The 23,265-nt window shown below is 70.0% G+C and carries 19 protein-coding genes and 2 pseudogenes; 12 read left to right on the plus strand and 9 right to left on the minus strand.

The annotated features are described in order from the left end of the window. Nucleotides 1–189 precede the first annotated feature (189 nt). On the minus strand, nucleotides 190–405 hold the full coding sequence (locus ACFXC1_RS03695) for a type A2 lantipeptide (protein ID WP_328826744.1): 216 nt from the start codon (nucleotides 403–405) through the stop codon (nucleotides 190–192). Nucleotides 406–1,164: 759 nt separating this feature from the next. Here ACFXC1_RS03695 and ACFXC1_RS03700 point away from each other — a divergent pair. After that, a complete protein-coding gene (locus ACFXC1_RS03700; protein WP_381238259.1) occupies nucleotides 1,165–2,562 on the plus strand; it encodes a S1 family peptidase in 1,398 nt (465 codons plus the stop codon). 81 nt (nucleotides 2,563–2,643) lie between these two features. Here ACFXC1_RS03700 and ACFXC1_RS03705 read toward each other — a convergent pair whose 3' ends face one another. Beyond that, nucleotides 2,644–4,794 (minus strand): SpoIIE family protein phosphatase, encoded by a 2,151-nt coding sequence (locus ACFXC1_RS03705; RefSeq protein ID WP_381239429.1) that lies wholly within the window; start codon nucleotides 4,792–4,794, stop codon nucleotides 2,644–2,646. Nucleotides 4,795–4,979: 185 nt separating this feature from the next. Here ACFXC1_RS03705 and ACFXC1_RS03710 point away from each other — a divergent pair, with 185 nt between their 5' ends. The 6 genes from ACFXC1_RS03710 (at nucleotide 4,980) to ACFXC1_RS03735 (ending at nucleotide 11,663) form a co-directional block, all read left to right on the plus strand. Further along, nucleotides 4,980–7,424: a SpoIIE family protein phosphatase gene (locus tag ACFXC1_RS03710; protein ID WP_381238261.1), complete on the plus strand. Its 2,445-nt coding sequence runs from the start codon at nucleotides 4,980–4,982 to the stop codon at nucleotides 7,422–7,424. An 81-nt stretch (nucleotides 7,425–7,505) separates the two neighbouring features. Beyond that, nucleotides 7,506–7,790, plus strand: a complete 285-nt coding sequence (locus ACFXC1_RS03715) for a hypothetical protein (protein ID WP_381238264.1) — start codon at nucleotides 7,506–7,508, stop codon at nucleotides 7,788–7,790. A 91-nt stretch (nucleotides 7,791–7,881) separates the two neighbouring features. After that, nucleotides 7,882–8,949 carry a glucose-1-phosphate thymidylyltransferase gene (locus ACFXC1_RS03720; RefSeq protein WP_381238267.1) on the plus strand — a complete coding sequence of 356 codons (1,068 nt, stop codon included), beginning with the start codon at nucleotides 7,882–7,884 and terminating at the stop codon, nucleotides 8,947–8,949. Beyond that, on the plus strand, nucleotides 8,946–9,917 hold the full coding sequence (rfbB, locus tag ACFXC1_RS03725; protein ID WP_381238270.1) for a dTDP-glucose 4,6-dehydratase: 972 nt from the start codon (nucleotides 8,946–8,948) through the stop codon (nucleotides 9,915–9,917). The genes ACFXC1_RS03720 and rfbB overlap by 4 nt, the downstream gene beginning before the upstream one ends. Further along, nucleotides 9,917–10,783: a dTDP-4-dehydrorhamnose reductase gene (gene rfbD / locus ACFXC1_RS03730; RefSeq protein ID WP_381238273.1), complete on the plus strand. Its 867-nt coding sequence runs from the start codon at nucleotides 9,917–9,919 to the stop codon at nucleotides 10,781–10,783. The genes rfbB and rfbD overlap by 1 nt, the downstream gene beginning before the upstream one ends. A gap of 25 nt (nucleotides 10,784–10,808) precedes the next feature. Then, entirely contained in the window at nucleotides 10,809–11,663 is an 855-nt protein-coding gene (locus ACFXC1_RS03735; protein WP_381238276.1) for a class I SAM-dependent methyltransferase, read from the plus strand. Nucleotides 11,664–11,728: 65 nt separating this feature from the next. Here ACFXC1_RS03735 and ACFXC1_RS03740 read toward each other — a convergent pair whose 3' ends face one another. The 5 genes and pseudogenes from ACFXC1_RS03740 to ACFXC1_RS03760 form a co-directional block, all read right to left on the minus strand. After that, a complete protein-coding gene (locus ACFXC1_RS03740; protein ID WP_381238278.1) occupies nucleotides 11,729–12,103 on the minus strand; it encodes a hypothetical protein in 375 nt (124 codons plus the stop codon). 315 nt (nucleotides 12,104–12,418) lie between these two features. After that, on the minus strand, nucleotides 12,419–13,027 hold the full coding sequence (rfbC, locus tag ACFXC1_RS03745; RefSeq protein WP_381238281.1) for a dTDP-4-dehydrorhamnose 3,5-epimerase: 609 nt from the start codon (nucleotides 13,025–13,027) through the stop codon (nucleotides 12,419–12,421). Nucleotides 13,028–13,064: 37 nt separating this feature from the next. Continuing rightward, on the minus strand, nucleotides 13,065–15,029 hold the full coding sequence (locus ACFXC1_RS03750; protein WP_381238283.1) for a glycosyltransferase family 2 protein: 1,965 nt from the start codon (nucleotides 15,027–15,029) through the stop codon (nucleotides 13,065–13,067). 116 nt (nucleotides 15,030–15,145) lie between these two features. Further along, nucleotides 15,146–15,341 (minus strand): annotated as a pseudogene (locus ACFXC1_RS03755) (hydrolase); the annotation flags it as partial. A gap of 1 nt (nucleotide 15,342) precedes the next feature. Next, nucleotides 15,343–15,804 (minus strand): MarR family winged helix-turn-helix transcriptional regulator, encoded by a 462-nt coding sequence (locus ACFXC1_RS03760; protein WP_381238286.1) that lies wholly within the window; start codon nucleotides 15,802–15,804, stop codon nucleotides 15,343–15,345. Between the two features lie 100 nt (nucleotides 15,805–15,904). Between ACFXC1_RS03760 and ACFXC1_RS03765 the strand changes: the two are divergent. The 3 genes and pseudogenes from ACFXC1_RS03765 to ACFXC1_RS03775 form a co-directional block, all read left to right on the plus strand. Further along, nucleotides 15,905–15,961, plus strand: a pseudogene (locus ACFXC1_RS03765) (hypothetical protein); the annotation flags it as partial. A 48-nt stretch (nucleotides 15,962–16,009) separates the two neighbouring features. Continuing rightward, on the plus strand, nucleotides 16,010–16,228 hold the full coding sequence (locus ACFXC1_RS03770) for an SAM-dependent methyltransferase (protein ID WP_381238289.1): 219 nt from the start codon (nucleotides 16,010–16,012) through the stop codon (nucleotides 16,226–16,228). A 4-nt stretch (nucleotides 16,229–16,232) separates the two neighbouring features. After that, nucleotides 16,233–16,733, plus strand: coding sequence for a metallophosphoesterase family protein (locus ACFXC1_RS03775; RefSeq protein ID WP_381238291.1), 501 nt, complete (start codon nucleotides 16,233–16,235; stop codon nucleotides 16,731–16,733). Nucleotides 16,734–16,741: 8 nt separating this feature from the next. Here the strand turns inward: ACFXC1_RS03775 and ACFXC1_RS03780 are convergent, their stop codons facing one another. Then, nucleotides 16,742–17,848, minus strand: a complete 1,107-nt coding sequence (locus ACFXC1_RS03780; RefSeq protein WP_381238293.1) for an XdhC family protein — start codon at nucleotides 17,846–17,848, stop codon at nucleotides 16,742–16,744. A gap of 177 nt (nucleotides 17,849–18,025) precedes the next feature. Between ACFXC1_RS03780 and ACFXC1_RS03785 the strand changes: the two genes are divergently transcribed. Both ACFXC1_RS03785 and ACFXC1_RS03790 read left to right on the plus strand, forming a co-directional pair. Beyond that, on the plus strand, nucleotides 18,026–19,993 hold the full coding sequence (locus ACFXC1_RS03785; protein WP_381238295.1) for a GTP-binding protein: 1,968 nt from the start codon (nucleotides 18,026–18,028) through the stop codon (nucleotides 19,991–19,993). An 88-nt stretch (nucleotides 19,994–20,081) separates the two neighbouring features. After that, a complete protein-coding gene (locus ACFXC1_RS03790; RefSeq protein ID WP_381238297.1) occupies nucleotides 20,082–21,938 on the plus strand; it encodes a cellulase family glycosylhydrolase in 1,857 nt (618 codons plus the stop codon). Nucleotides 21,939–21,988: 50 nt separating this feature from the next. Here ACFXC1_RS03790 and ACFXC1_RS03795 read toward each other — a convergent pair whose 3' ends face one another. Then, the gene (locus ACFXC1_RS03795; RefSeq protein WP_381238299.1) at nucleotides 21,989–23,236 is read right to left on the minus strand and encodes a YncE family protein; all 1,248 of its coding nucleotides are present in this window, start codon (nucleotides 23,234–23,236) and stop codon (nucleotides 21,989–21,991) included. Between the last annotated feature and the right edge of the window lie 29 nt (nucleotides 23,237–23,265).

Below are 23,265 nucleotides of genomic sequence, written 5' to 3' on the forward strand. Positions count from 1 at the left end.
CAACCCGACCCCCCCCCCCCCCCCCACCCCCACCCCCCCCCCCCCCCCAACCCCCCCCCCCCCCCAACCCCCCCCCCCCCCCCACCCCAACACCGGGCGCCCCCACGGGCTCGGCCGAGTCACGCGCCCCCCCCCCCACGCCCCCCGCCGCCCCCACCCGCCCCCGGGACTCGGTGGAACAAGGCGCGATCAGAGACCGGCGACCAGGTTCGTGACCGGGGCCACGTTCAGGCCGGTGACACCCTCGACGGTGCCGACGACCGTGTCGACCAGGCCGGAGACCGGGGCGACGCCGTCCACCAGGCCGGTGACGGTGCCGAGGGCGTTCACGGACAGACCACCGGAGACGTTGTCGAGCTCGGCGTCGGAGATCTCAACGGTCTCGACCTGGGGGGTGGAGTTCATGGGGGAACTTCCCTTCATATGGATATTCACAAGGGGGGAGCGGCCCCCTCTGGGGACAGACGACGGCCGCGACCGCAGGCGCCGGGCGCCGTTTCCGGAGCCCTAGCGGCTCCTGCGGTGCGATGGATCAAAGCACGCCGCTGACGGGCGCAGCCAATCAAACTCCCGTCCCACCAGGGCACTTGAGCCCCAGGAGGTGCGAACCGTGCAGGCGTGGGCACGAGGTGTCGGCGAGTTCTTCACACGCTGCACGGCATCGCTCCGCAGGAGGGCTTGCGGCGCCGAAGCGGAATCGGGCACTCCCCACCAAAGACGTTTCCGAGGGTGTGTGCATGTGCAGATCCGTCGACTCCAGTGACTTCGATGGGTACGCGCTGTGCAGATTCCCTGAAGCCAGGATTCCGCCGACCTTTCTCGACGGACCGTTACTGATCGATCGCGCTCTGTTCCGGTTCGGGAGTCGGTCAACTGAGCGTGTGCGCACTGCGGTTCGGACGGCCATCGATCCGATCAAGACATCCGGCCGTTCGCCGGACACCGGACGCGCAGGGCCCGAGGCGCCGTGCGCACAGGCCCGCAGCCACCTCGTACCCGCACCGGGTCAGGGCTTGCACATGGCCGATTCGCGTTTTCGCAAAGGAAGTTGAGAAACGGAATTGAACACCTCACGTGACACGTGCGTATCAACGGGCATCCAGGCGCCCCCATAAGCCGCCACCCCCGGCGGCACAGACCCCGGTCCCCAGGAGGTCGAGAAGTTTGAGTCACAAGCGAATTCCGAAGCGCAAGGCCGCGATAGCTGTCGGCGGTGTCGCTGCACTCGGAGCGGCGGCGATCCTGCTGCCGAACGCCAACGCGTCCCAGGACAACTCGGCAGGCGCCGCCACCCCCAAGACCCTTAAGGCGACGGGCGCCTCGGACCTCTCCTCGCAGATCGCGGGACTGCTGGGCGACGCCTTCGCCGGGTCCTACTACGACAGCGCCACCCAGCAGCTCGTCGTCAACGTGATCTCCGGCGACAACAACAACGTCGTCGTACAGGCGGAGAAGGCCGGCGCCAAGGTGCGCGAGGTGCAGAACAGCACCGCCGAACTCGCCGCCGCCGCCAAGGTGTTGAAGACCAAGGCCACCATCCCCGGCACCGCCTGGTCCGTCGACCCGAAGACCAACAAGATCCAGGTCCTCGCCGACAGCACCGTCACGGGCAGCAAGTGGGACACCGTGCTGTCGACCGTCAAGAGCCTCGGCACCGACATGGCCACGGTCAAGAAGACCGGCGGCTCCTTCAAGACGCTGGTGTCGGGCGGCGACGCCATCTTCGCCCAGACCGACCAGGGCGGCGTCCGCTGCTCCCTCGGCTTCAACGTCACCGCGAGCGACGGCACCCCCGCCTTCCTGACCGCCGGGCACTGCGGTGTCGCGGCGAAGCAGTGGTCGGACACGCAGGACGGCCAGCCGATCGCCACGGTCGACCAGGCAGTCTTCCCCGCCAACGACTTCTCCCTGGTGAAGTACGACGACCCGGCCACCCAGACCACGAGCGACGTCAACGTGGGCAACGGCCAGACCGTCCAGATCACCCAGGCCGAGGACGCCACGGTCGGCACCCAGGTCTTCCGGATGGGCTCCACCACCGGTCTGCACGACGGCACGGTCACCGGTCTCGACGCGACCGTCAACTTCCAGAGCGAGACCGACCCCAACGGTGTCGACACCGTCAACGGCCTCATCCAGACGGACGTCTGCGCCGAGGCGGGTGACAGCGGCGGCTCCCTCTTCACCCAGGACGGCGGCGCGGTCGGCCTCACCTCCGGCGGCAGCGGCGACTGCACCAGCGGCGGCGAGACCTTCTTCCAGCCGGTCACCGCCGCGCTCACGGCGACCGGGGCCACCCTTGGCGACGCGGGTGCCGGCGCGGGTGCGGGTGCGGGTGCGGGCGACACCGCGACGGCGGACCCGTCGGCGACCGCGGCCGACCCGTCGGCCACCGACGGCACCGGCGACCAGTCCGGAGCCGTGGACCCGTCCGCGACCGACGGCACGGGCGACCAGTCCGGCGCCGTCGACCCGAACGCGACCGACGGTACCGGCGACGCCACTGGAGATGGGACGGGCACCGGAGCCGACGACGGCTCCTCGCTCACCTCGAACCACTGATCCGACCCCTTCCAGCGTTTCAGGTCGGCGGTGGATCGGTCCGGCCCTCCGGCGGGAGGGCCGGACCGCCCTGCGTATACGTCAGTTCGGGCCCGGCTTCCGGGCCCGCAGCAGAAGCAGCGCCACGTCGTCGGCCCGCTCCTGTGCCGCGGCGCTGTGCCGCACCAGTTCGTCGGCGATCTCCTCCAGCGGCAAGTCCCCTGCCGCTGCGAGGCGTTGCCCCAGTTCGGCCAGGGCATCCTCGATGTCGACACCGGGGGACTCGATGAGCCCGTCGGTGTAGAGCGCGAGGACCGAACCGGGCGCGAGATCCACCTTCGTCGTCGGATAGGTCGCGTCGGCGTCGATGCCCAGCAGCGGACCACCGGCCAGGTCCAGCACCCGCACCCGCCCGTCCGGACGGCGCAACAGCGGCGGCGGATGCCCGGCCCGCGCCATCACGGCCGTACCGCGCGCGGGATCCAGCCGTAGATACAGACAGCTCGCGAACAGCTCCACGCCCAGGTCGATCAGCAGCCGGTTGGTGCTGCGCATGACCTCCTCCGGGGCCTGGCCGACCGTCGTGTACGCGCGGACGGCCGTCCGGATCTGGCCCATCAGCCCGGCCGCGGTCACGTTGTGCCCCTGGACGTCGCCGATCACCGCCGCCGGACCCGAGGTGGTCACCAGGTCGTAGAAGTCGCCGCCGATCTCCATGCCCTGAGTGGCCGGCAGATAGCGGGCGGCGGCCTCGATCCCCGGCAGCGAAGGCAGCGAGTGCGGCAGCAGCGCGGCCTGCAGTCCGTGGGCCAGCTGGTGTTTCGCGTCGTAGAGCAGCGCACGCTCCAGAGCCTGCGCGATCAGCCCGCCCAGACTCGTCAGCACCGCGCGCTCGTCGGCTGGGAAGACATGCGGTTCGGCGTAGGCCAGCACACAGGTGCCGACCGGCCGTCCGGACGCCACCAGCGGAAGATACGCCCACGCCTCGAACCCGTCGGGGGTGGCGTTCCGGCTCGGATACAGCCGCTCCAGGTCCTGCCGTGAGTCGAAGAACGCGGGCACACCGCTGTTCAGCGCGGCCGTCCCCGGTGTCGACTCGGTCAGCGCCATCCCGTCGAAGCGCTCCACCACATGCGGATCGGGATAGCCGCGGTGCCCCAGCACATGCAGCCGCCCGCCCCGCGAACCGAGCACCACCAGCGCCTGACTGCCCACGGCCGGCGCGACCTCGTCCGCGATCAGCTGCACCACGTCCTCCACCCCGACCGCCTCGGTCAGCGCCCCCGCCAGACTCAGCACCTGGGAGATGGTCACAAGCCGCGACGGCCCTTCTCCCGCCCTCGGCGCCGCGCGGCCCAGCTCCGTCACCGCCCGCGCCCGGCTGATCCGCACACTCAGCCCGATCGTGTTCGGATACATCCGGAACGACAGCCACTCGCCCGGCGGCCGCAGCGCCACGAAGGACGTGACCTGCTGACTGAGCAGCGCGGCCCGGTAACGGTCCTCGTACACCGGGTCGTTGAGCCAGGGCACCGCCGCCCACAACTGGGTGCCCAGCAGACTGCTCACCGAGATCCCGAGCAGCTCCCCGGCCGCCGCGTTCGCGAAGCCCACCCGCCCGTGCAGATCCAGCGAACACAGCCCGTACGGCAGCCGGGCCACCATCCGCGCCGCCTCGACCGTGCCCAGCGTCCCGGCCACACTCGTCGCGGGCCCCGTCGCCAGCAGATCCGGCTCCGCACGCGCCGGCCGGCGTTCCTCCACGGCCTGCTCCAGCCGCACCGCGAGCCGTCCGCAGGCGCTGGTCAGCTGCTCCCGGTCCCGGTCGGACAGCACCGGCGGATGCGAACCGGGCCAGGTCACGAACACCGAGCCGTAGACCGTGGACCCGGTGGCCACCGGCACCGCCGCCAGCGCGAAGGGATACGGCAGCACGACCGCGATCCGCGGATAGCGGCGGGCCATGTCCTCCTCGCCGCCGACCCAGATCAGCCGCCGCTCGCGCACCGCCTCGGCGACCGGGATCGGCGCGCTCAGCCCCACCCGCTCCCACGGCGCGGCGAACGCCCGGGGCAGGCCCGCCATCACCGCCATCTCCAGCACCGGTTCGTCGGGCGTCAGCAGATAGACCGCGCCCGAGTGCGCGTGGACGGCGTCCATCATCGCGGCCAGCGCGAGCGACAGCATCGGCCGGCCGTCCGGTGCCTGTCCGGACACGTGCCGGGACAACTGCCCGTCGGACACGCCGACCACCTCCTCGCCCGGCCGTGCCGTTTCGGGGCTCAGGCTCAGGCTCCACCCTGGCGGCCCGGCGCGCACGGCGAGCGGGGCCGCCGCCGCCGGACAGGCCCCGGGCACTGAGGGCCATCCGGCCCCTCATCTCCACGGAACGGTCACAGGGGCTGCGCGGCAGCCGCATAAGCGCTGTAATTGCGGACGTGGTCAGTGAGGGCGCTGAGGGACGCAGAACGAGAACGCTGCGGGCCGAACTTGCCCTCAAAACGCTCACCACCGATCTCGACTCCCGCGAACGGCTGCGCCGGGTCCTCGAACAGGCCCTCGTCTTCGCCGGTGCGACCTTCGTCGGGGTGTACACGCCCGGTGACAACGCCGACCTCCTGTGTCTCGTCGAGTCGGTAGGTGTGCCGCGCACGCTCTACGGACTGCGGGACGGCTATCCGGCGTCCGGGGGAGCACCGGTGGCCGAGGTACGGCGGTCCGGGCGCCCGGTGTGGCTCGGCCCCGAGGAACTGGCCGTCGGCGACGACTCGCGACGGCTGCCGACCGCGGAGTTCCATCTGGCCGTCCTGCCCGTGCGCGGCGACCGGAGCGGCGGCTCCCTGCTCGCGGTGAGCGAGCACCCGGCCGGGTTCGACACCGAAGACCGCGCCTGCCTCACGCTGATCGCCGAGGCCGTCGCGATCCCGGTCCCGGACGAGGCCGTGGCGGGCGAGGAGCTGCCCGCGGGCTCCTTCGACCTGGCCATGGACACCGGACGCGTCGAGGTCGGCGGCGACATCCTGACCCTGTTCGGGCTCGGGCCGGACGAGTTCGACGGCAAGGTCGAGACCCTCCTCGGACTGACCGTGCCGGAGGATCTGCCCTCGCTGATGTCCGTCGTGGAGGCCGACCACATGGCCATCGGCGACCGCGAGCTGGAGTTCCGGGTCCTGCAGCCCTCGGGACCGCCGAAGTGGCTGCGGCTGCGCGGTCGGCTCCTGCCCGGCGGCGACGGCCGCCCCGCCCGTCTCGTCGGCACCGTCGGCGATGCCTCCCAGCTGCGCTCCGGCGTCAACGACGTGGCCCGCGTCCAGCGCCTCGCAGCCGCTCTCGCCATGGCCGGCACGGTCCGTGACGTCAGCCAGGCCGTGGTCGCCGCCCTCCGTAAACCGCTGCGCGCCGACCGGATCGCGCTCGCCGAACTGGAGGGCGACCGGCTCGTCGTCACCGTCCTCGACCCGCCCGAACCGGAGTCCTGGCCCGAGCTGTGGCGCCAGGAGTGGCGCAGCGAATGGCCCGACGCGCCCGTCCGCACGATGCCCACCCTCGCCGCCGCCCTGCGCGAGGGCCGCGCCGCGATCTGGCCCGCCGGCACCGACCTGGAACCCGCCCTCGCCGAGGTCGGCCCCGGCGGCCTCGCCGTGCTGCCGCTGTCCGCCGGCGGCCGGGTGTCCGGGGCCTGTCTGATCGGCTGGGACGACCCGCACGTCTTCGGACCCGACGAACGCGCCCTGCTCACCGCATCCGCGGGCCTCGCGGGCCAGGCCCTGATGCGCGCCCACGCCTTCGACGCCGAACACGAGCTCGTCGGCATGCTCCAGCGCCAGCTGCTGCCGCGCCGGCTGCCGAAACTGCCCGGCGGGGTCGCCGTCGCCCGCTATCTGCCGACCACGGCCGGTCTCGAGGTCGGCGGCGACTGGTACGACGTGATCCCGCTGCCCGACAACCACGTGGCGCTCGTCATCGGCGACGTCCAGGGCCACAACGCGGGCGCCGCCACCCTCATGGGCCAGATGCGCACCGCGCTGCGCGCCTACGCCGTCGAGGGACACCCGCCCGACGTCGTCGTCTCGCACGCCAACCGGCTCCTCATCGACCTGGAGACCGACCTCTTCGCCACCTGCTGCTATGTCGACGTCGACATGGAGGAGGGCTCCGCCTGGTACGTGCGGGCCGGGCATCTGCCGCCCGTCCTGCGTCACCCGGACGGCGGCACCGAGATCCCCGACTTGGACGGCGGCCCACCGCTCGGCGTGGTCACCCAGGCCGACTTCCCGATGAGCCCGCTGAGGCTCCAGCCCGGCACGGTCATCGCGCTGACCACCGACGGCCTGGTGGAGTCCAAAGAGGCCGACATCGACGAGGGCCTCGACCGCCTCGCCCACGGCCTCGCCGTCTCCGACCCAGCCCACCTCGGTCTCGTCGCCGACGCCCTGCTCGGCAACGCCCGCCGCGACGACGACGTGGCCCTGCTCCTCATGCGCTACGACGGCCTCGCCACCCGGCCCCGGCGCGAGAACTGGACGGTGTGGCGCGTCCCCGAGGCGGCCCGGCACGCCCGCCGCTTCACCAAGCGCACCCTGAGGGTCTGGGGCGTCACCGACGAGGTCGACACCATCCTCCTGGTCGTCTCCGAGCTGGTCACCAACGCCCTGGTGCACACAGACGGGCCGGTCCGCCTCGACCTCACCCTCGTCAACCACCGGTTCCGCGTAGCCGTCGCCGACTCCTCGCCGCGCACCCCGGTCAAACCGACCAGCATCGGCTGGGAGGCCACCGGAGGCCGCGGGATCCTCCTCGTCGAGGCCATGTCGGCGGCCTGGGGCACGGTGCCGGTGAGCGGCGGCAAACAGGTGTGGGCCGAGATCGCGCTCGACCGGTAGACGGCCGCACGGGTGCCCGTCGGGGCACGTAACGGCAGGTCGCAGCGGTTGCGGGCGCTCCCCGTGATGGGGTGCCTGCTTGTGGCACACACCTTCGAAGAACTGGTCGAGAAGCAGCGCGCGGCCGACCAGGCGCGCGCCAGGGTCAAGGAGATGCGGGACGCTCTCGGCGCCCCCGCCCACGAACCCTGGACCGAGACCCAGACCGAGACCTACGAGACCGCCTGGCGGGCCTGGCGCGATCTGAGCCGTGACGCGCAGGCCGCGGTGGGCGAGTACGCGAAGGACGAGGGCCTGGACCGGGCCGAGGTCGTCGCGGACGTGGAGCGCGTGGCGGGTGATTTGTCCGATCCGCCGGGCGTTTAGACACCTCCCGTCCCACCTATCGTTGGATGGTCGTAATAAACGAACATAGGGAGGAACGATGCATGTCCAAAGATGACGCTAAGGTGAAGCGATGAAGGCTCTCGTTCTCTCCGGCGGCACTGGATCCCGCCTGAGGCCGATCACACACACATCGGCAAAACAGCTCGTCCCGGTGGCCAACAAGGCCGTCCTTTTCTACGGGCTCGAATCACTCGCCGACGCGGGCATCACCGAGGTCGGCATCATCGTCGGTGACACCGCGGCGGAGATCGAGGAGGCGGTGGGTGACGGGTCGAAGTTCGGCCTGAAGATCACCTACATCCCGCAGGACCGTCCCCTCGGACTGGCCCACGCGGTTCTGATCGCGCGCGAGTACCTCGGCGACGACGACTTCGTGATGTACCTCGGTGACAACTTCATCGTCGGCGGCATCACCGGTCTCGTCGAGGGCTTCCAGGCCAACAAGCCCGACGCGCAGATCCTGCTCACCCACGTGCCCGACCCGCGCTCCTTCGGCGTCGCCGAACTGAGCGAGTCCGGCCAGGTCATCGGCCTGGAGGAGAAGCCGGAGCACCCCAAGAGCGACCTCGCTCTGGTCGGTGTCTACCTCTTCACGCCCGCCATCCACGACGCCGTGCGCGCCATCAAGCCGTCCTGGCGCGGCGAGCTCGAGATCACCCACGCCATCCAGCAGCTGATCGACGACGGCGCCGACGTGCGCTCCTCGGTCATCCACGGCTACTGGAAGGACACGGGCAACGTCGTCGACATGCTCGAGGTCAACCGGACCGTCCTGGAGTCCATGGACCGCCGCATCGACGGCGAGGTCGACGACGCCTCCGAGACCATCGGCCGCGTGGTGATCGAGGAAGGCGCGCGCATCGAGCGCTCGCGCATCGTCGGACCCGTCGTCATCGGGTCCGGAACCGTCGTGAGCGACTCCTACGTCGGACCGTTCACCTCGGTCGCGGAGAACTGCAGGATCACCGACAGTGAGCTGGAGTTCTCCATAGTGCTGCAGGACTCGTCCATCGCCGGGGTGGGCCGGATCGAGTCCTCGCTCATCGGCAAGCACGTCGAAGTGACCCCCGCTCCGGGGGTACCCAGCGCCCACCGCCTCGTTCTCGGAGACCACAGCAAGGTGCAGATCCGTTCATGAATCTCCTCGTCACCGGCGCCGCCGGCTTCATCGGTTCCACGTACGTCCGCACGCTCCTCGCCTCGGACGCGCCCGACGCGCCCCGCATCACGGTGCTGGACAAGCTCACGTACGCCGGCACGCTCGACAACCTGGACATAGGCCACCCGCGCCTGGAGTTCGTCCAGGGCGACATCTGCGACGCCGAGCTGGTCGACAAGCTGATGGCCGAGGCGGACCAGGTGGTCCACTTCGCCGCCGAGTCCCACGTGGACCGTTCGATCAACGGCGCCGCCGACTTCGTCCGCACCAACGTGGTGGGCACCCAGGTCCTGCTGGACGCGGCCCTGCGGTACACCGTGCCGTTCGTGCACATCTCCACCGACGAGGTCTACGGCTCCATCGAGTCCGGCTCCTGGCCCGAGACCCACCCGCTGGCGCCCAACTCGCCGTACTCCGCGTCGAAGGCCTCCTCCGACCTCCTCGCCCTGGCCTACCACCGCACCCACGGCCTGGACGTGCGCGTCACCCGCTGCTCGAACAACTACGGGCCGCACCAGTTCCCCGAGAAGGTCATCCCGCTGTTCGTCAGCAACCTCCTCGACGGCAAGAAGGTCCCGCTCTACGGCGAGGGCCTCAACGTCCGCGACTGGCTGCACGTCGAGGACCACTGCCAGGGCATCGAGCTCGTGCGCACCAAGGGCCGGGCCGGCGAGGTCTACAACATCGGCGGCGGCACCGAGCTCAGCAACAAGGAGCTCACCGGCCTCCTCCTTGAGGCCTGTGGCGCGGACTGGGACTCGGTCGAGCGCGTCGAGGACCGCAAGGGCCACGACCTGCGCTACTCCGTCGACTGGTCCAAGATCCACGACGAGCTCGGCTACACCCCGAAGCACGACTTCGCCACCGGCCTCGCGGACACCGTCGCCTGGTACCGCGACAACCGCGCCTGGTGGGAGCCGCTCAAGGCAAGGGTGGAGCGCGGCTGATGAAGTGGCTGGTCACCGGTGCCGGCGGGATGCTCGGCCACGACGTGCTCGACGAACTCGCCCGGCGCGGTGAACAGTTCGTCGGTCTCGACCGCACCGCCCTGGACATCACCGACCCCGCGTCGGTGGACCGGGCGTTCGCGGAACACCACCCCGACGTGGTGGTGAACTGCGCGGCGTACACCGCCGTCGACGACGCCGAGACCGACGAGGAGCGGGCCCTTCGCATCAACGGCGAGGGGCCCCGGCTCCTGGCCCGCGCCTGCGCCGCCTCGGGCGCGCGGCTGGTGCACGTCTCCACCGACTACGTCTTCGACGGCGAGGCCCGCAGCACGCCGTACCCGGAGGAGTACCCCACCGCCCCGCGCACCGCGTACGGCCGTACCAAGCTGGCCGGCGAGCGGGCCGTCCTGGAAGAGCTTCCCGGGGCGAGCGCGGTGGTGCGCACGGCGTGGCTCTACGGAGCCCACGGCCGCAATTTCGTGCGCACGATGATCGAGCTGGAGGCCCGTCGGGACACCCTCGACGTGGTCGACGACCAGTGTGGTCAGCCGACTTGGAGCGCGGACGTGGCCCAGCAAGTCGTGCTCCTTGGCGCAAAGCTGTCACACAGGGACGGCTCGCACGGTATCTTCCACGCCACCAGCTCCGGTGAGGCGACCTGGTTTGAACTGGCCCGAGAGGTGTTCCGACTGATCGGGGCCGACCCGGACCGGGTGCGTCCCACCAACAGCGAGGCGTTCGTGAGGCCGGCGCCGCGGCCTGCGTACAGCGTCCTCGGGCATGACAGGTGGAAGGAAGCGGGGCTGGAACCGCTCCGGGACTGGCGAGAGGCGCTGGCAGCGGCTCTGCCGTCCCTGAACTGACTATTTCGGAGGGTGATTTCGGAGCATGTCGATCCAGTCTGTCGTGAAGAAGGTCGTCAAACCCGTTGTCGGGGAGCGCGGCTGGCAGGCGCTGCGCCGGGTCAAGCGGAAGGCGGTCGGTAATAATCGGCCGAAGGCGCCTGTGGCTCCTCCGAAGCCCACGGGTGTCGCCGCGATCTCCGACGATCTGTGCAAGCTGGCCGCACACTTCAAGACCGACAAGTGGGGCGCCCACAAGTACGCGCAGCACTACCAGCGTTACCTGCAGCACCTCAGGGGCGAGGAGTTCAATCTGCTGGAGATCGGCATCGGCGGCTACAACCGGGCCGGTGAGGGCGGTGCGTCGCTGCGGATGTGGAAGCACTTCTTCCCGCAGGCGCAGATCTACGGCATGGATATTCAGGACAAGTCGTTCGTCGACGAGGACCGGATCACCACGTTCATCGGCGACCAGTCCGCCCCCGAGTCGCTGCTGTCCATCGCCGAGAAGATCGGCAAACTCGATGTGATCATCGACGACGGCAGTCACCGCAGCCCGCACGTCATCACCACGTTCCACACCCTGTTCCCGCTGCTCAGCGATGGCGGGATCTACGTAGTCGAGGACACCCAGAGCTCGTACTGGCCCGAGTGGATGGGTAGTGAGGACCTCGACTCGCCGGACACCAGCATGGGCCTGCTCAAGCGGCTGACGGACGGGCTGAACTACGAGGAGTTCGTCACCGAGGGCTACGAGCCCACGTACTACGACCGCAACATCCGCGGTGTGCACTTCTTCCACAATCTCGTGATCATCGAGAAGGGTGTGAACGCCGAGGGCACGAACAAGAAGCGGGCACTGAAGGCCCGTTACGGCACCTCGCCCGCGAGTACTTCGTAGGACGACGAACGGAACACGGCACTCTCCGAAGATGGTGGAGAGTGCCGTGTTCCGCTGTGTCAGGCCTACCGGATGGGCGTGTAGGCGCAGTACGTCACGACGTCACCCGCGTACTCGCACACCTTGATCGAGATGTGGATCGTCTCGCTCAGGTTGGCGGCGAAGCTCGCGCAGTTGTTGTCGGAACTCGGGTCGTTCCCCTTGATGAGGACCGTGCCGTTCTGCGGGGCACTGGCGTAGGGCGTGTAGATGTAGCCACGCACACCGTAGCCGTCGCCGTCCAGATCACAGACGGTCAGGGTGTCACCGTTCTCCGTCCATGCGGCATAGCCCTTTCCGGTGGTCGTGAAGACGCCCGCGTCGGCCGCCGAGGAGGTTCCCGCCCCCGCGAAGATCCCGGCCGCCACCAGTCCGAGCACGGTGATCAGCTTGCGCTTCATCTGTCTCCTTTGATGAACGTGGTGCCTCTAGTGGAACGAGTCCATCCAGATTCGGATATGTGTTCGACTCCTGAGCGACAGTAGAGGATGAAGCGATCAAGGCGTAGAGGCATCGTGGATGTTGACTTGAAGCAGCCGAGCGACGACTTGTTCGATCCTCTTGACGCTTTTCCGCGACAACACCTGGCCAGAGAGCGCAGTTCGGCAGCGGTCCGTGCGGGTTTCCGGGGGACAAACGACGGGGGCTCCCCGCCGTCGGACCAAGTGGTCCTGCGGCGGGGAGCCCCCGTCGGCGCTCAGTGAGGCAGCTCGGCGTCAGTCGCCGAGCCGGCCACCGCGCAGTCGCTCGTAGTAGGCGGAGCAGTCCGCGTAGGACGGAAGAAGTCCTGACTGCTCCGCCTCTGCCAGTGTCGGAGCCTCCGCGTCCTTCTCCGACAGCACCGGCTCGAACCCCTCGGGCCACTCGATGCCGAGCGCCGGGTCGAGCGGGTTGATCCCGTGCTCACGGCCGGGCGCGTACCCCGTCGAGCACAGGTACACCACCGTCGCGTCGTCGGTCAGCGCCATGAACGCGTGACCGAGACCCTCCGCGAGGAACACGGCGTGCTTGCTGTCGTCGTCCAGCCGGACGGCCTCCCACTGACCGAACGTGGGAGAGCCGACGCGGATGTCCACGATCACGTCCAGGACGGCGCCCCGCACGCACTTCACGTACTTGGCCTGGCTCGGCGGCACGTCGGAGAAGTGCACTCCGCGCAGCACACCGCGCCGCGAGACCGAGCAGTTGGCCTGGGACAGGGTCAGGTCGTACCCGGTGGCCTCGCGGAACTCCTCGCCGCGGTACCACTCGTGGAAACTGCCCCGGTCGTCGGGGAAGACCTTGGGTTCCAGGACCCAGGCGCCTTCGATTCCCAGTGCTCGCACGTTCTTCCGTCCTCCAAAATGGCTTGCTTGCGTGGTGCTACTTGTTCAGCGCGCGCTTCAGCTTGCGCGCCACCCGGCGGGCCAGCCCCGGCTTGGGCTTGGCGGCCACCGGCTTCGGCGCGGGCTTGGGCTCGGTGGGCTTGGCCTTCGGCGCCGCCTCCACCCGGATACCGCCGGCGTCACCGGCCAGCCGCACCGGCAGCGCCAGGAAGCGCTGCCCGGTCGCGGTCGGGGTCAGGCACACCGAGGCACCCCACGCGAGGTCCTTCAGCTCGGTGGCGGGCACCTCGGCCGCCAGCCGCGCACCGGAGGACTCGGGGGAGACCACACCGGGCACGTCCAGGGTCGTACCGGACGCCTTGTGGGTCAGGCGCAGCAGTACGTCGGTGGCGGCGGGGACGTAGAAGGGGAGCAGTACGCCGACGCGGGCGCCGGTGACCGTGAAGTCGCCGGGCTTGAGGTCGGCGAGGCCGAGGCGCTTGCTCGCCTTGTCGACGTCGAGGGAGAAGTTGCCGTGCGGCTCCGTGTAGTACGGGAGCAACACCTGGCCGGCGACGACACCGGCGTGTCCGGCGTTCTCGCCGTGCTGCGGGACCGGGCCGAGGCGGGTCTCCTTGTTCCAGGAGCCGATGACGACGCGGACGTAGGTGTCCCAGAGGCCGCCGGCCAGCGGGGCGCCGCCGGCCGCGGTGGCGGGGTCGACGGTGGCCGTGGCGTGCAGCACCAGGCGGACGCCGTCGCCCTCGGGGACCGCCTCGTGCGAGATCTGCACGGGCTGGAAGTGCGAGGCGGCGCTGGTGCGTTCGCGGACGACGAGGTCGGCCGTCGCCTTCTTGAAGACGTGCGTGGCGTCGGCCGTCAGCATGGCCGTCGCCTCGGCGAGATTCTTCGGCTCCGGGTGCTTGGGGGCGGGCGCGCCCTGGGCCGGGAAGATCGCGGGCTTGCCGTCGATGACGAACTCGGCCCGGTAGTGGACCAGCAGCTTGCCGTCCCGCCACTCGATCTCGCCCGGGGCCGCCTGCGGCTTGAGGGAGGCCTCCCACTCGGCGAGCTCGACCAGGTCGTCGTAGCGGTCGGCGGCGGCGAGGGCGGCGACGACCCGCAGCCGCGGGCCGAGACCGGCGGCGACGCCGGGGCCGAAGCGCTCGGTCATGACACCGCGGATCTCCTTGAGGAGCTGCCGGCGATAGTCGTCCGGAGCCTTGAGGAGACGGCCGCCGCCGAGGCGCTCCATCATCTCCACGCGCAGCCAGCGGCGGTAGATCTTGTCGCGGGCCGGACCGGGCTCGGTGTACTTCTCGACGACGTCGAGGGCCTCGCGCAGGTTCTTGAAGTAGCCGACCGGGTCGAAGCGCTGGAAGCCGGCGTTCGAGGCGTCCTCGCGCTTGATGTGGTAGTAGCAGACGTAGTCGCTGAGCACGGCGACGTTGTCCGCGGCGAGGTAGGCCTCCGTCACGAAGACGTGGTCCTCCAGGCGGCGGCGCCCCTCCGGGAACCGCAGGTTGATGCGGTCGAGGAACGCGCGGCGGAGCATCTTGTGCGGGGTGAGGCTGTCCATCAGCGGCGCGGTCTCGACCGACGCGTGCGGGTAGTTCTTGCGGAACAGCTCCACGGGCACGGCACGGCCCTTGCCGGCCATCTTGCCGACGATGACGTCGGCGCCGTTGGCCACGCCGTACTCGTACATCCGCTCCAGGGCCTCGTCGCCGAGGTAGTCGTCGTTGTCGACGAACATGACGAACTCGCCCTTGGAGGCGGCGATGCCGACGTTCCGGGGCTTGCCCGACCAGCCGGACGCCTCCTGGTGGATGACGTGGATGTGGGGGTGCTGCGCGGCGACCTCGTCGAGCCGCGCGGGCGTGCCGTCCGTCGAGCCGTCGTCGACGAAGATCGCCTCGTACTCGTCGTTAGGCAGCGACTGCCTGAGGAGAGAGGAGATGCAGTCCTCGATATAGGGCCCTGGGTTGTACACAGGGACGACGACACTGACCTTGACCGACATCCGGCTTCTAGCCCCCTTGTTTGCGCTGACCGTTGCCCGATGCGGAACGGCGCGAGTGGGGTGATGCTAACCCGGTCTGTCTCGATGCCGCCCATTGGGCTGGTGTTGGGCAACGGTTAACCAACAGTAGGCCGACGTCGGCTCCCGTCGTGGGTCTTGGCCAGAAGTTCCAGGATTTCCGCCGTTGTGCCCGTTTCGCCCGAGCCGGGAAGATCCACTCGATGCTGTGGGCGTGCGAGACGGGTCCAGGTCGCTCGTCGTGTCCGTGGCCAGGGTCATGTGACAGCCGTGCTCGTGGGCCGCGCGGGCGGTGTCACTGCTCCGACAGCCGTTCCAGCAGCGTCAGCGCGTCGACGATCGTCCGCCGTTCCCGCTCGGTGTAGCGGTCCTCGAAGGCGCGAGCGAGCCACTCCTCGCGGACCTGCCGGTTGTCCGCGATGCGCTCGCGGCCCGCCTCGGTGAGGGTGACCAGTTGTCTGCGGCCGTCCTCGGGGTCGGGGCCGCGCCGGATCAGCCCGTGCCGGTCGAGGGCGGCGAGGGTGGCGGCCATCGACTGGGGCCTGACCCCCTCGGCCGACGCCAGCGCGCTGGCCGTGGCCGCGCCGTGCTTGCCGACCAGGGTGAGCGCCGACTCCTGCGAGGGCGTCAGGTCCTCGTCCGTCGCGACCTCACGGATCCGGCGCCGCAGCCGGCTGAACACGACCCGCAGATCCCGCGCGGAGCGGGCGGCGGAGTCCGAGATGTCGGCCGGTGTCCGGGAGCCGTGCTGATCCATGGGCGCCACCGTAGAGCCGGCAGCGGAAACCATCCAGTTCTGACTGACCAGTCTGACCTGAAGATCCCTCCGGGCGTACTGCTCTGCGCGCAGGCAGCACGTCCATAACGCCTGGCTCGGCGGCAAGGACAACTACCCCGTCGACCAGGAGGCCGCCGAGGCCCTCGTCCTCTCCCACCCCGCGGCCGACATCGGCGCCGAGTCGATGCGCGTCTACAACGAACGCGCCGCCGAACACGCGGGCGCCACCCCACGCCCGCACGCCGACGTCACCCGCTTCTTCGACGGCACGCAGATCCTCGACCCCGGCGTCGTCCGACTCCCCGCCTGGCGCCCGACTCCGAGGACACCCCGACGCCCGGCCCCCTCCCCATGTGATGCGGGGTGGGCGCCAAGCCCTGACGGCACCATGAACTTAGGCTGACCCCGTGCGTCTGCTCCTGATGTCCGACACCCATCTCCCCAAGCGCGCCAGGGAACTGCCCGCGCAGATTCTCGCCGAACTCCCGCGCGCCGACGTCGTGTTCCACGCCGGCGACTGGGTCGACACCGCCACCCTCGACCTGCTGGAGAGCCGCAGCCGTCGACTCGTCGGGGTGTACGGCAACAACGACGGCCCCGAGCTGCGCGCCAGGCTCCCCGAGGTGGCGTACGCCGAGCTCGGCGGCCTGCGCTTCGGTGCAGTGCACGAGACGGGCCCCGCCCAGGGCCGTGAGGAGCGCTGCGCGGCCCGCTTCCCGGACCTGGACGTGCTGGTCTTCGGGCACAGTCACATCCCCTGGGACACCACGGCCCCCACCGGTCTACGGCTCCTGAACCCGGGCTCCCCGACCGACCGCCGACGCCAGCCGCACTGCACCTATCTCACGGCGACGGTCACGGACGGCACCCTGACGGATCTCGTACTGCACCGGCTGCCGCCCAGGTGACCCACCGTTCACCCGGACCGCGCCCGGTGGATCGCCCCCGCCACCCCGGTCAACGGCATCCCCGTGCCGCTCCACCGCAGCGCGACGATCTCGGCGGCCACGGACACGGCCACCTCCTCGGGCGTACGGGCGCCGAGGTCCAGGCCGATCGGTGAGCGCAGGCGGGCCAACTCGCCCTTGTCGAGGTCGGATTCGAGCAGCCGCTTCATACGGTCGTCGTGCGTACGGCGGCTGCCCATCGCCCCGATGTACGCGGCCGGCCTGCGCAGCGCCTCCTCCAGCAGCGGTACGTCGAACTTCGGGTCGTGGGTCAGGACGCAGATCACCGTCCGCTCGTCGGTGTCCGTGGCGGCCAGATACCGGTGCGGCCAGTCCACGACCACCTCGACGCCCGCCGGGAAGCGCTTCGGCGTCGCGAACACCGGGCGGGCGTCGCACACCGTGACCCGGTAGCCGAGGAAGTCACCGATCCGGGCGACCGCCGCCGCGTAGTCGATGGCGCCGAAGACCAGCATCCGGGGCGGCGGCGCGAACGAGTGCAGGAACACGGTGACGGAGTCCTCGCGTCGCTCACCGCGCGGCCCGTAGTGCCGCAACCCCGTTGCCCCGAGGGCGAGTTCACCCCGTGCGTCGGCGGTGACCGCCACGTCGAGGCCGGTCGAGCCGAGGGTGCCGCCCACCGTGTCCGGCCAGACGGCGAGGGTGGCTCCGCGCGGTGCCGGGCCGTCGATCACGGTCGACACGGTCACCGGTTCGCGGGCGGCGACCGACCGCGCGACCGCCCCGAACGCGGGATCGGCCTCCGGTGTGACGGGCCGTACCAGCACGGTGATCTCGCCGCCGCAGGTGAGCCCGACCGCGAAGGCGTCCTCGTCGCTGTACCCGAAGGTCTCGAGCCGGGCCTCGCCGCTCGCCACCACCTCCCGCGCCAGCTCGAAGACCGCCCCCTCCACACAGCCCCCGGACACACTGCCCACGACCTCGTCGTCCGGGCCCACGGCCATGGCCGCACCGGGGTCGCGCGGCGCGCTGCGGCTCACCGCGACGACGGTGGCCAGGCCGAACGGTTCCCGGGCCGCGTACCAGCGCCCGAGCTCCGGGAGGATCTCCCGCACGCCGTGCTCCTCTCACCGCCACAGTCCCTTTACGGACGTTAATCCGTTGCCGCCGCACCCGCCGCTCTGCTGCACTGATCGGCGGCAGTCACCGACGACCGAGGAGCACCGAGATGCGCACACCGTTCATGTCCACCCAGGAAGGAAGGCCCTCCTCAACAAAGGACATGACACCAGGTGCACTTGCTCAACCTCGGAATCCTCGCGCACGTAGACGCCGGTAAGACCAGTCTGACCGAACGGCTGCTGCACTCGGCCGGTGTGATCGACGAGATCGGCAGCGTCGACGACGGCAGCACCCGCACCGACACGCTCGCGCTGGAGCGGCAGCGCGGTATCACCATCAAGTCCGCCGTCGTCTCGTTCCCCGTCGACGACGTGACCGTCAACCTCATCGACACCCCGGGCCACCCGGACTTCATCGCCGAGGTGGAGCGGGTGCTCGGCGTGCTGGACGGCGCCGTCCTGGTCGTCTCGGCGGTCGAGGGCGTCCAGCCGCAGACCCGCGTCCTGATGCGCACGCTCCAGCGGCTGCGCATCCCGACGCTCCTCTTCGTCAACAAGATCGACCGCCGCGGGGCACGCCACGACGAGCTGCTGCGGGAGACCTCCGAACGACTCAGGGCAGCGGTCGTACCGATGGGCACGGTCGAGGACATCGGCACCCCGGCGGCCGGATTCCGGCCGGGCCTCGACCCGGGCGCGGCGGCCGTCCTCGCCGAGCACGACGACGAACTGCTCGCCGCCTATGTCGAGAACACCGTGTCGTACGACCTCCTGCGCACGGCCCTCGCCGCGCAGACCCGCCAGGCCCTCGTACACCCGGTCTACTTCGGCTCCGCCATCACGGGCGCCGGCGTCGACGCGCTGGTCACCGGCGTCAAGGAGCTGCTCCCCGCCGCCGAGGGCGACCCCCAGGGCCCGCTCTCCGGCACGGTGTTCAAGGTCGAGCGCGGTCCGGCGGGGGAGAAGGTCGCCTACGCGCGGATGTTCTCCGGCACCCTCCGCACCCGCGACCGGATCACCTTCGGCGAGGCCGGCGAGGAGGGCAAGGTCACCGCGATCAGCGTCTTCGACCACGGCACGGACATCGGTGCCGACGCCGTCCCGGCGGGCCGGATCGGTCGTCTGTGGGGCCTGGGCGAGATCCGGATCGGCGACGCGATCGGCACACCGAGGAAGGCGTACGAGCACTTCTTCGCACCGCCGACCCTGGAGACCGTCGTCGTTCCGGGCCCCGACGCCGACCGGCGCGCCCTGCACCTCGCCCTCACTCGACTCGCCGAACAGGACCCGCTGATCGGCCTGCGCCACGACGAAGTAAGGCAGGAGACGGCGGTCTCCCTCTACGGCGAGGTCCAGAAGGAGGTCATCCAGGCCACGCTGGCCGACGAGTTCGGGGTGCGGGTCACGTTCCGCGAGACGACGCCCCTGTGCATCGAGCGGCCGGTCGGCACGGGCACGGCGGCCGAGTTCATCAAGAAGGACGAGAACCCGTTCCTCGCCACGGTCGGCCTGCGCATCGACCCGGCGCCGGTCGGTTCGGGTGAGCGGTTCGCGCTCGAGGTCGAGCTGGGTGCGATGCCGTACGCCTTCTTCAAGGCCGTCGAGGACACCGTGCGCGAGACGCTCGGGCAGGGGCTGCACGGCTGGCGGGTCACCGACTGCGTGGTCACCATGACGCGCTCCGGGTACTGGCCCCGGCAGAGCCACGCCCACCAGGGCTTCGACAAGAGCATGTCGAGCACCGGCGCCGACTTCCGGGGACTGACCCCGCTGGTCCTCGTCGAGGCGCTGCGGCGGGCCGGGAGCCAGGTGTACGAGCCGATGCACCGGTTTCGCGTCGAGGCTCCGGCCGACACCTTGGGTGCCCTGCTGCCGGTCCTCGCCGCGGTGCGGGCCGTGCCGGGCAGCACCGAGACCCGGGGGCAGGTCTGTGTGCTGGAAGGGACGGTCCCCGCGGCCCAAGTGCACGGTCTTGAGCGGCAGTTGCCGGGGCTGACGCGCGGGGAGGGGGAATGGGTGAGCGCCTTCGACCACTATGCGCCCGTCGCGCACGGGACGGTTCCGGAGCGGGCACGCACCGACCACAACCCGCTGAATCGGAAGGAGTACCTGCTGAGCGTGACGCGCCGGGTCGGCTGAGAATGTTTCAACAGGGCTTGCAGAGTGGGAACTTACTCGTGAGTCAGAAGTGTTGACAGTGTCCGGAAAGCACCGGACTGTAGTGGACATGACGAATGTCCGGGCGCGTTTGATCGTTGTCCTGGTTGTCCTCTGCGGATTCCTGTCGGTGCTGGGTGCCGGGCCCGCCACCGCCGCCACCCCAACCGACTCCCTCTGGTTCGACGGATCGGCGCTGACCGTCCAGAACGGCAGTTTTGTCGACAGCTACGGCCGCCAGGTCGTGCTGCGCGGCTACAACGTCTCCGGCGAGACCAAGCTGGCTGAGAACGACGGTCTCCCCTTCGCCTCGGTCGCCGACGCGAAGAAGTCCGCGACCGCGCTGCGCGCCCTCGGCGGCGGCAACTCGGTCCGCTTCCTGCTCTCCTGGGCCTACGCCGAACCCGTCCGGGGCCAGGTCGACACCACGTACCTGGCCGCCGCCACCGCCCAGATGCAGGCGTTCCTCGACGCCGGCATCCGCGTCTACCCCGACTTCCACCAGGACCTCTACTCCAAGTACCTGTTCAACAGCGGCAGTTGGTACACCGGCGACGGCGCGCCCAAGTGGGCCGCCGCGCTGGGGAGTTACCCCCAGGAGTCCTGCGGGATCTGCCTCTTCTGGGGCCAGAACATCACCCAGAACTCGGCCGTCACCAAGGCCCAGTACGACTTCTGGCACAACAACTACGGCCTCCAGGACTCCTTCCTCGCCACCGCCCAGTCGACCATGACATACCTCCAACAGCACCTGACCACCGACGAGTTCGCGGGTGTCGTCGGCTTCGACCCGTACAACGAGCCCTTCGCGGGCACCTACGACTCGGGCCAGACCAGCCGTACATGGGAGCAGAACCTGCTCTGGCCCTTCTACGTGAAGTTCCGCGCGCGGATGGACGCGGCCGGCTGGAGCGCCAAGCCCGCCCTCGTCGAGCCGAACCTCTTCTGGAACTCCAACATCTCCAGCCAGGTGCAGGAGGGCGGACTCCTCGACGCGGGCACACTCGGCTCGCGCTATGTCTTCAACACCCACTTCTACGACCAGAAGGCGATCTCCGGCATCCTGATGTGGGGGAACGCGGCCGACGGTCAGTACTCGACCGACTTCGGTACGGTCCGTGACCGCGCCTCGGCGGCCGGCACCGCCGCCATCGTCAGCGAGTTCGGACATCCGCTGTCCGGCACCGTCGCGGGCAAGGCGCCGACCGTGCTCAAGGCGATGTACCAGGCGCTCGACTCCCGTCTGCCGGGGGCGAGTTGGTGGTCCAACCCGAGCGGCTCCGGCCCGGTCCTGTCCGGTACGCAGTGGCAGTGGGACATCTACAACGGCCGCCACAACGAGCTGATGAACGACAACCCCGACAAGGTCCTCACCTCCGGCGACGCCTGGAACGACGAGGACCTCTCCGCCGTCAACATGACCGACTCCGGCACGGTGACACTCCGTCAGGACGCCCGCCTGCTCGACCGGATCTACCCGAGCGCGACCGCCGGCACCACGGTCGCCTTCACCTACGAGGACCGCTCCCGCGACGGCTCCACGACCCTGACCTGGAACCCGGTCCCCAGCACCCTCCCGAACGTGTCCTCGCTGGTCGGCTCCGGCCAGTACGGCCTGCTGATGTGGCGCTCCAACAGCTCCACCGCACCGACCGAACTCCACCTCCCGGCGTCCTTCCCGGCCGCGTCCACCACCGTGGTCTCGGACCTGGGCGCGATCTCGGGGGTTCCGGCGTACACGTCCTCCACCGCGATCGGCTACGCCAACGAGCCCGGCGGCACCGGCAGTCACCGCCTCCTGCTCTCGGCCACCGGCTCGGGAACCCTGCACTACGCCCTGATCACCAACGGCGCGTCGAGCCCCTCCTCGACGCTGCTGAGCGCGGCCAAGTCCGAACTGGCCGCGTGGGCGGCAGCGCACAGCTGACAAAGACAACGGCACCGATCCCCTCGGGGACCGGTGCCGTTGCCGTTCGCTCAACTCGCGGACGGGCTCGTCCAGTCGGCCTGCACATGACCCAGCCGTACGCGCTGCGGATGGTCGCCCACCGGGACGGAGAGCACCTTCTGCCCGGTGGCGAAGTCGATGGCCGTCACCTGGTCGGCGCCGGCCTCGGAGATGACGCAGTCCTTGCCGTCACCGCTCACAGTTGCCCAGTACGGTGTGGACGCCGTGACGAGCGGACCTTCCTGGAGCGTGGCCCGGTCCACGACCGTCGCGTAGTTGTCCATCGTCCCGGCGACGCACAGCTTGGTGCCCTCGGGGTTCATCGAGATGCCGTGATGACGCGAGTCGAGCAGCCAGGTGGTGCGGTCGGTGCTGGTCGCGGGGTTCGCCGGGAGCGTCTTCACGCGGGTGATCTTGTCGGTGGCGACGTCGTACTCCAGGAAGCCGTTGAAGAACGACACCTGGAAGTACAGCTTGGACCAGTCCGGTGTGAAGGCGGCGGGGCGGACCGCGTCTGAGAAGTTCGTGAGGCCGATCGCGTCCAGCCGGTCCCGCATGTCGATGATCCTGACCTGCTTGAACGTGGTGGCGTCGACGACGGTGATGTGCCGGTCGCCCTTGGTCCAGTCCCAGGCCGGATCGTCGAGGGAGGTGGTGACCTCGCCGATCGCCATGTTCCAGATGTACTTCCCCCCGTTGGTGAAGAAGTTCTCGTGCGGCTTGTCGCCAGTGGCGAACTCACCCAGTTCGGCGCCGGTGTTGATGTCCAGCACCTGCACCTTGTTGGCGGTCGAGGCGGAGACCGCGACGCGGGTGCCGTCGGGGGAGACCGCCATGTGGTCGGCGCGGTAACCGGCCACCGGGAAGCGCCAGTTGATGGTGTCGGTGGCCAGGTTGATGGACACTACGTCGGCGAAGCTGGGGCGGGAGACGACGAGGGACTTGCCGTCCGGTGTGGAGTACATGTCGTCCACGTACTGGTCGTGTCCCTGTCCGACCTCGTTGTGGATGGACGTGTAGTAGATCCACTTGATCGGGTCGGCGTTGATCTCCGCCAGCCGTGCCGCCTTGTCGGGGACGATGTTGATCTCCCCGATCTTCGCGAAGTCGCCGGTGGACTTGATGACGTCCGCGGTGCCGTCCCAGTTGTTGCCGACGAACAGCACCTCGCGCAGGGCGGCGGAGGAGTCGGCTGTGGCGGCCGTCGCGGGAGCGGCTACGGTCAGGACAAGGGCGGCGGCCATGGAGCAAAGGTGCCTGGGTCTGAAGGCAGGCATGACTGCTCTCTTCTGTGAGGTGAGAGGGG

Origin of the sequence: Streptomyces hokutonensis (assembly GCF_042751305.1) — a bacterium.
GTDB classification, from domain to species: domain Bacteria; phylum Actinomycetota; class Actinomycetes; order Streptomycetales; family Streptomycetaceae; genus Streptomyces; species Streptomyces hokutonensis_A.